General features: G+C 66.9%; 7 protein-coding genes. 5 read left to right on the forward strand and 2 right to left on the reverse strand.

The features are described from left to right. The 5 genes from G3N98_RS36810 to G3N98_RS36830 all read left to right on the forward strand — a co-directional run. Positions 1 to 889, forward strand: an 889-nt coding sequence (locus tag G3N98_RS36810; RefSeq protein WP_206150871.1) for an MBL fold metallo-hydrolase, incomplete at its 5' end; no start/stop codon positions are given. 79 nt (positions 890 to 968) lie between these two features. Next, positions 969 to 2,414, forward strand: coding sequence for a serine hydrolase (locus G3N98_RS36815; RefSeq protein ID WP_206150872.1), 1,446 nt, complete (start codon positions 969 to 971; stop codon positions 2,412 to 2,414). A 7-nt stretch (positions 2,415 to 2,421) separates the two neighbouring features. Continuing rightward, a complete protein-coding gene (locus tag G3N98_RS36820; RefSeq protein ID WP_206150873.1) occupies positions 2,422 to 2,865 on the forward strand; it encodes a GNAT family N-acetyltransferase in 444 nt (147 codons plus the stop codon). Beyond that, entirely contained in the window at positions 2,862 to 4,109 is a 1,248-nt protein-coding gene (locus tag G3N98_RS36825) for an MFS transporter (RefSeq protein ID WP_089498897.1), read from the forward strand. The genes G3N98_RS36820 and G3N98_RS36825 overlap by 4 nt, the downstream gene beginning before the upstream one ends. 92 nt (positions 4,110 to 4,201) lie before the next feature. Then, the gene (locus tag G3N98_RS36830; protein ID WP_206150874.1) at positions 4,202 to 5,020 is read left to right on the forward strand and encodes an aspartyl/asparaginyl beta-hydroxylase domain-containing protein; all 819 of its coding nucleotides are present in this window, start codon (positions 4,202 to 4,204) and stop codon (positions 5,018 to 5,020) included. Positions 5,021 to 5,384: 364 nt separating this feature from the next. Here the strand turns inward: G3N98_RS36830 and G3N98_RS36835 are convergent, their stop codons facing one another. Together G3N98_RS36835 and G3N98_RS36840 are read right to left on the reverse strand one after the other, a co-directional pair. Then, a complete protein-coding gene (locus G3N98_RS36835; RefSeq protein WP_206150875.1) occupies positions 5,385 to 7,133 on the reverse strand; it encodes a cholesterol oxidase substrate-binding domain-containing protein in 1,749 nt (582 codons plus the stop codon). An 863-nt stretch (positions 7,134 to 7,996) separates the two neighbouring features. Continuing rightward, positions 7,997 to 8,296: a hypothetical protein gene (locus G3N98_RS36840; protein ID WP_206150876.1), complete on the reverse strand. Its 300-nt coding sequence runs from the start codon at positions 8,294 to 8,296 to the stop codon at positions 7,997 to 7,999. Between the last annotated feature and the right edge of the window lie 220 nt (positions 8,297 to 8,516).

Consider the following 8,516-nt stretch of genomic DNA (forward strand, 5'->3'; position numbering starts at 1 on the left):
GCCGCCGCCGCGCCCGCCGTCGGCGCCGGCGCGCGCGGGGCAGCCGGTGCGGGTGCGCTACTTCAACCATGCGACGGTGCTGGTCGAAACCGCGGAATTTTCGCTGCTGACCGATCCGATCGTCGGCTATCCGCTCGGCCAGGGCGACGATCCGTTCACGTTCGCGGATCTGCCCGAGCGCATCGACTACGTGCTGCTCACCCACAACCACCAGGATCACATCGTGCTCGAGAGCCTGCTGCAGCTGCGGCACCGGATCGGCACGCTGGTGGTGCCGCGCAGCCATGGCGGGTTCCTGCAGGACCCGTCGATCCGGCTCGCGCTCGAGGCGTGCGGGTTCGAGCGGGTGGTCGAGGTCGGCGAGCTGGACAGCGTGCCCGTGCCGGGCGGCGAGATCGTGGCGCTGCCGTTCCTCGGCGAGCACGGCGATCTGCATATCGCCGCGAAGATGGCGTTCGCGCTGAAGGTGGACGGCAAGAGCATGCTGTTCGCGGCCGACTCGAACAACCTGCAGCCGGAGCTGTACCAGCGTATCGCGCGGCGCATTGGCCAGATCGGCACGCTGTTCATCGGCATGGAATGCGAAGGCGCGCCGATGTCATGGCTGTACGGCGCGCTCCTGAACGAGCCGCTCGGGCGCCAGTTCGACCAGAACCGCCGGTTGAACGGCTCCGACTGCGAGCGCGCGTGGCCGCTGGTCGAGTGCTTCGCGCCGCGCCAGGTGTTCGTCTATGCGATGGGCGCGGAGCCTTGGCTCAAGTTCATCTCCAGCATCGAATACGCGCCGACGTCGCTGCCGATCGTCGAATCGGACAAGCTGATCGCCCGCTGTCACGCGCACGACATCCAGTCCGAGCGGCTGTACCTGAAGAAGGAAATCATCCTCTGAGCGCGGGCGGCCGCGCGGCCGCCCGCATCGTCTCGTCTCGTCTCGTCTCGTCGAATCGTCGAACCAGGAAACCACTCCCATGCCGGATCGTCATCCGTCCCGTGTCGCTGCCGCCTTCAAGATGCTCGCCGCCACGGCCGTGCTGTTGCTGGTGATCGTCGCGGGCCTGCTGTATTGGGCGCTGCCCGCCGCCACCGGCTACGCGTCGCATTACCTGTGCGTGCGCGCGCTCGCCGGCGGCGACGGCGATGCACGTGCGCTGTTCGCGCGCGAAGTCAAGCCGATCAATCCGTTGTTCAACTTCGTCACGTACCGGATCGACCGTGCGCGACAAACCGTCGAGGCCGCCGGGCTCGGCGTGCTGCGTTCGACGGTCGCGCTGTACCGGCCGGGCCTCGGCTGCACGATCGCGCCGGCTGGCGCGATCGACGCATTGCGCGCGGCGGGCCGCGGCCTCGCGCTGCCGCCTGCCGCGGCCGATGCCGGCTACGTCGACCACTACGGCAACGCCGACGATGTCGCGCCGGCCGATCCGCTGCCGGCGCTGAGCGCCGTGCTGGATCGCGCGATGGCGGAGCCGTCGCCCGCGTCGCTGCGCAACACGCTGGCCGTGGTCGTGCGGCAGGACGGCAAGCTCGTCGGCGAGCGGTACGCGCCGGGCGTCACGGCCGACACCCCGTTGCTCGGCTGGTCGATGACGAAAAGCGTCACCGCGTTGCTGGCGGGCGTGCTGGCCCGCGACGGCAAGCTGACGCTCACGCAGGATCACCTGCTGGACGACTGGGCGCAACCCGGCGACCCGCGCCAGGCGATCCAGTTGCGCAACCTGCTGCAATGGACGAGCGGGCTGGATTACCAGGAAGGCTATCTGCCCGGCTCGGACACGACGAAGATGCTGTACCAGTCGACCGACATGGCGCGCTTCGTCGCGAGCCGGCCGCTGAAGGTCGCGCCCGGCCGCGAGGTGGACTACCAGAGCGGCGGCAGCGTGCTGGTCGCGAAGATCGTCGCGCGCGCGATCTCGCCGCGGCCGCTCGACGTCGTGCCGTTCGCGCGGGCGCGGCTGTTCGAGCCGCTCGGCATCCGCACCGCGATGATGGAGCCCGACGCGTCGGGCACGCTGGTCGGCGGCAGCTACATGCTGGCGTCGGCGCGGGACTGGTCGAAGCTCGGCCAGTTGATCCTGCAGCAAGGCGTGTGGCGCGGCACGCGCATCGTCGAGCCGGACTGGGTGCGCTTCATGGCGACGCCCCAGGCGGCGCGGCACGACGGCCGGCTCGGCGCGCATCTGTGGCTGAACGCCGGCGTCGGCGGCGCGCGCCGGTTTCCGTCGCTGCCGGCGGACCTGATGATGATGGACGGCTTCAATCACCAGCTGGTGGTGATCGTGCCGTCGTGCCGCGCGGTCATCACGCGGCTGGGCGCGACGGTGGACCACAGTTGGGATACCGAACGTTTCGTCGCCGACGTGATGGCGAGCCTGCCGGGCTGTGCGGGCCCGGCAACCACGACTGCCGCGAGGTAAGCGCATCATGAAGATCATCGTACGTGACGCCGTGGCCGCCGATACGCCGGCCCTGTGCGAACTGTTCCTGCGCTCGCGCCGCGAGACCTTCGTCTGGCAGCCGGCCGGCGCGTTCCAGCTGGCCGATTTCGAGGCCCAGACGGAAGGCGAGCGGCTGAGGGTCGCCGAGGACGACCGCGGGCGACTCGCCGGCTTCGTGTCGGTCTGGGAGCCCGACCACTTCATCCATCACCTGCACGTGCACCGGTCGCACCACCGGAGCGGCATCGGCCGGGCGCTGCTGCGCGCGTTGCCGGGCTGGCCGGCCACGCGTTACCGGCTCAAGTGCCTGCGCGCCAACGTGCCGGCGCTGGCGTTCTATGCCGCGTGCGGTTTCGTCGAGATCGGCGCCGGCAGCTCGGAAGACGGCGAGTACCTGCTGCTCGAGTCCGGCGGCAAGGACGGCCGATGACCGTCCACCTGCGGTACTGCCTGCAGCAGGCGGCGTTGTGGGGCACCTTCGGCCTCGTGCTGCCGGTCGTCACGTTGTTCCTGCTGCACAGCCATTTCACGCTGTTCGAGATCGGGCTTTACGCGGCGGTGTTCAGCCTGTCGACCATCGCGCTGGAACTGCCGTTCGGCGCGATGGCCGACCGCGTGGGCCGGATCCGGACCTATCGCGTCTCGCTGCTGATGAACAGCATCGGCTGCGCGCTGATGCTGTGCTTCAGCCAGAAGCCGGTGCTGTACCTCGCCGCGGCGAGCTTCGGCGTCGCGCGCGCGATGAGTTCCGGCACCGTCGACGCGTGGTATGTCGGCCTGCTGCGCGAGCACGGCGAGACGAACCGGATTCCTTATTTTCTCGGCCGCGCGGAGCTGGCCTCCGCGCTCGGGCTGGCGAGCATGTCGCTGGTCGGCGGCGTGCTCCCGGACCTGATCGGCAGCCGGCTGTTCGACAACCCGTACCGGATCGGCCTGGCGCTCGCATGCGGCCTGTTCATCGTGCTGCTGGGCCTGACGTCGTGGTTTTTCGCCGAGGCGGAGCAGGCGCCGCCCGAGCCCGCGCCGGCCGGCAGGATGCGCGACGATCTGCGCGAACTGGTGCGCTTCGCGTGGCACGGCGGCGCGGTGCGGCCGCTGATCCTGCTCTGCATGCTGCTCGGTGGCGTCGTGTCGGTGCTGGAGAGCTACTGGCCGGTGGTGCTGAAGACGCTCGTGCCGATGCATGGCGCGACCTGGGCGTTCGGCCTGTTCCTCACGCTGATGCTGGTCGTCAAGGGCGCGGGCGGTTGGGTGTCGTATCGCGTGATGAAGCATTGCGCCGCACGGCCGGCGCTCGCCGTGTCGCTGCCGTTCGCCGGGCTCGCCGCGAGCCTCGTGCTGACGCGCTGGGCGAATCACGTGGTCGCGTTCGGCGCCGTGCTGAGCGGGGTCGCGCTGTTCCTCGGCATCGCCGGCGCGGTGGTCAACGCGGTGCTGCATCACCGGACGCCCGATGCGTTGCGATCGCGCGCCGTCTCGTTCTTTTCGCTGGTGTTCCAGCTCGGCAGCATGATCGCGTCGATCCTGCTCGGCTACCTGGTCAGCCAGTGGGGCGTGCAGGCGGTGTGGTGCGGCGTCGGCGTGCTGGTCGCGGCGGCGGCCGGGTACGGCGCGTCGATCGGCGGCTGGGCCGCCGACCCGATGGAGGAGGCGAAGACGACGGCGCGCGCGTAGGCCGGGCGCACCGTTTCGATGCATGTGTGATGCGTCATGCGGAAGCGGCAGTTTTGTTGTTTGTCACCCCACGATAGCCAAGGAGATCGACTTTGAAACAGGAGATGCGCATCGCGATTCACGAGACGCTGGAGGCGCTCGTGTCGCAGTACGGGACAGCAGAGCTCGAACGCGTGATCGCGTTCGTCGACATCAACACGGGGCGGGTTCCGCTGCCCGCGTTGCCGAAACATCAGCGGCCGCTGCTGTTCTATTTCCCGGGGCTGGACGGCAAGCCGTGGTACGAGGCGTCCGATTATCCGGCGCTCGAGGCATTCACGTCGACGCTCGAGGCGTCGGTCGACGTGCTGCGCGAGGAGTTTCTCGCCCAGGTGACCACGCCGATGCTGCTGCCGTACGAAGAGCAGGTGGCAGGGCGGTTCGAATCGATCCGGCGCAACGACTGGGGGTCGTTCTATTTCAGGCGCAAGGGCGAGCCCGAGGTCGAGGAGAATTGCCGCCGCTGCCCGCGCACCGCGGCGCTGATGCGGCAGGTGCAGGACTCCCTCAGCCCGAGCGGCGCCTTCATCTTTTCGGTGATCCAGGGCGGGACGCGGATTCCGCCGCATACGGACACGACGAATCTCAAGCTGACCTGCCAGCTTCCGCTGATCGTGCCGCGCGGCTCGCGGCTGCGCGTCGGCGACGAGATTCGCGAGTGGCCGGACGGGCGCGCGATCATTTTCGACGATACGTTCGAGCATGAGAGCTGGAACGACAGCAACGAGCCGCGGGTTTGCCTGCTCGTCGACATCTGGCATCCGGGCATCACGCGTATCGAGCGGGACGCGGTGGAGCGGCTCGACGCCGCGATCAGCCAGCATCTCGGGCTGGATTTCCGGCCGCCGTGGGCAGAAGCGGCCGCGGCGTAAGGCGGGGAGCGACCGGCTGCGGGCGACCGGCTGCGGGCGACCGGCGGCAGGCGGTCGCCTTTTGACGATCGACCGACGGCAGTGGGGCCGGTGCGGTTTTGCGCGGCGCTGTCGTCGAATCACGCGCCGCATCCGGCAATCGCTTCGACAGTCGTGCATGGGCCGGAGCGCTTCGAGGCCGTGCTCCCGCCGCGGCCTGGCGTCCCGCAGGCGAGCCTGCCGGGTCGTCAATTCAGCCGTGCCGCCGCTCGCCACGGTTCCAGCCTGCCGGCCGCCACGTCCTGAATGACCTGGCGAACCTGCACGGTTCGCGCATCGTCATCCGTTCCGTGGCGGCCATGGCAGCCGGCTTCCGCCGGGATCGCTACGGCATCATCCGGTCGAGCAGCGGCGACCGGAAGATCCGGTGCGGGTCGTAGCGTTCGAGGGTCGCGCGCGCCGTATCCCAGCTGCTGGACGGCGGCTGGCCTTCACGATGCAGGTTCGGAATCGTGGTGGTGAGCATCGTGGCGTCCTGCCAGGCGGCCGTGTCGGTATAGGCCCAGCCCTTCGACCATTCGGGGCGCACCGTCGCATACGAGCCGGTGTAGTTCGCGAGCATCCATTGCTCGATCTCGCGATAGAAGCGATCGGCGGCCGGCGTGCCCGGCAACGTCAGGATGTCGAACCACACGGCGGTATCCCATTCCGGCCGGTCGGGGCGCGGCTTGAGCGCGGACAACGCGGGCACGGCCGCGCCCGCGCCGGCATCGGCCGCTTTGTCGAGACCGGTGACGCGGATCTCGACGGGACCGTTCATCGGGTACTCGTTGCGCGCCTTGTACGTATCGACACGGTTCTGATAGAACTGCACGAATTCGCTGATCACGCGCTGCACGTCGGCGCGCCGCGCCAGCACCGCGTAGCCGTTCGCGGTGACGCGCAGCGTCGTCGGCCGGATGTACTGCAGCACGGTGCGCGACCAGCCCCAGATGTCCCCGCTGAGCGTGAGCGCGAGGCCGGCCGTCGTGATGGCGAGCTGCGTCTGGCCGAACAGCGGCGTCAACGCGCCTTCGCCACCGATCACGATCCGCTTGACGAGATCCGAGATGGTCTGCGAGATCGAATCGGAGAACGGGTAGTTGTACGGCTGCGTGACGGCGCGCGACAGGAACGGCTTGCTGGGCGTCGGCGTCCAGACCTTGAGCCACGGCTTGGTCGTGAACGGGAACCAGATGGCTTCCACCCGGCCCGAGCGATCGAGAAACGACGCGATCGTGCGGCCCGTCGAGCCGGCCGGCGCAAACAGTTCGGAGGCCGGAATATCGACGTAGCTCTGGCAGCGCAGCCGCTGGTTCGGGCCGGCCGTCAGCGTGACTTCGACGACGAACGCCCGCCCGATGTGCGCGAGGAACGCGCTGATCTCGGGATCGCCGCGCTCGAACCGGCGCAGCACGTATTGCTGCAGGGCCGGATCGAACACGACCGCGGTGAGCGCGACCACGAGATTGCTCAGCGAGCCCCAGGTATGGCCCGGCTGCAAGGTTTCACCGGCCGCCGGCACGGCGGTGCCGTGTGCATCGATCGCGAGCGCGCCGCCGAGCGTGATGTCGCCCGGTGCCGGCGCGGCAATCACGCCGAGGCCATATGGCTCGAGCGTCGCGAGCAACGACTCCAGCGAGACGCCCGTTTGGGCGGTGACGCGCGCCGGACGTGCGGACGTGTCGACGGAGACGGCCGTCAGCGACTTCGTCGTATCGAGCAGCACGAGGTTCGCGGCGCCGGCGCCCGGGTCCAGCGTCAGCGGCGACCAGTTGTGCATGTAGCCGCGCGGGCGTATCCGGTAGCCGTTCGCGCGCGCCCAGTTGACGGTCGCGACGACGTCGTCGGCGGAGCGCGGCGCGGCGGTCCATACGTCCTGCACGGCGATCTCGCCGCTCCAGTTCTGGAACGCCTGCTTGTAAAGCGGGATGTCGGCCGGAAAGCCGGGCGGCGTGTCGCCGGCCGTCCGCGCGTGTGCCGCGATCTGGTAGAGCGGTGTCCAGCCGGTGACGATGCCGGCCGCCGCGAGTTTTGCCATGTCGGCCAGGAAGGCGCGACGCGGCGCGGGTTCGTCTCGGAAGTCGTGACTCATGGTGTGCTCCAATTTTTCGGCATTGTTTTGAAGATTGGAAAGACGACAAATGACGCGTTGAGACTGGTGTGGCAATCGATGCAGGCGCGACGCTCGGGAAGCGTTGCGCTCGGGTCGGGCAGGATTGAAAAAGAACGATGCGTCCGGCAATGCGCGGCCGCGCATCACCACGGGCGTCTAAAAGGAAATCGAAAAACCGTCGGGAGATTGCTGCAATTGGCCGTCGGCCTGTTCTGTCGACAAGCGGATCGGGAAATTCGACGGAATCGCGTGCGGCGAAGCGCTAGCCGCGGCGATCGATAAAAGATGATTTCACGTGAATATTAATCTTCATGTTTCGATTTTTTAAATAAACCCGACCGCAGTTCACGGTTGATTGATGATGCGTCGTATATTTCGGTCGAAAGCGTAACAATTTATCTATCGGGAGACAAGCGGTGGAATTGACGAATTCCGACTGATTTAATATGGAAATTTTATGACGGGAAATGGCTTCGCCCTTTGTGGGTGTTTTTGCAACGCCGGTCTCGGAGGCCAGCAGCCGTGGGATTGGGGCGGAAACTATGCTTTGCCGTCGAGCATATTGAATCGATTGTTGAGTGAATCGAAATAACGTCCGGAAGATATGCCTTGAAGCCAGCTCGATGAGCAGAGGGCTGGTGAAATCCGACAATTCCTCACTCGAATGGCGCTCCCGGATGAAAATTCGTGGTAAGCGTCGCTCGGCCGATTATTACCAAAGTTCGTGGTAAACGAATGTTGATTTATTCGTGCGTTGATAATAATACCGATTTCCGGTTATCGGGCGATGTCGTTTTAAAAATAAATTTCGGGTTAACTGCAAATGTCTTAAATCATCGCTATCATACGCGGCTGGGATATACATGGATCAAATTCAATGGAAAGAATCGTTTCGCTTTTTGATCGACATTTTTCGTTGAATTCGCCGGAAACGCGCCTGCTTCGAGCCGGCGCCGGGTTGTCCGATTCAGGTCTTCAGCACGTCCGGCGGCGGCGCGTTTTCGTCCCGCCATGCGCATCGACCGAAATGGACGTTTCGGCTGCTGGCAGCGTTGCCCGTCGTGAACGTCCATCGATGCGACGCCCGCCGCATCGCGCTGTCCGATACGGAGGAAACATCGTGCCTGTTTCTCGTTCGTCATCGGTCTGTTCGATCGTCGGTGACGCGGTGGCGCTCGCCGTGCCTGACGATCATTCGCACGCGCATCGCGTGTTCCGGATCGCGCGCCGGCGGCGCGCGTTGCCCGCCTGAGAACGCGTGCGACACAGCGCGACCCGACGCGCGCCGCGCCAACCGTGCCGGCTCGCGCGCGCCGGCGTTGCGCCAGGTCCTCAAGCACGCACAACAAGGAGAGTCAGATG

Origin of the sequence: Burkholderia sp. Tr-20390, from assembly GCF_017104595.1 — a bacterium.
GTDB lineage: Bacteria > Pseudomonadota > Gammaproteobacteria > Burkholderiales > Burkholderiaceae > Burkholderia.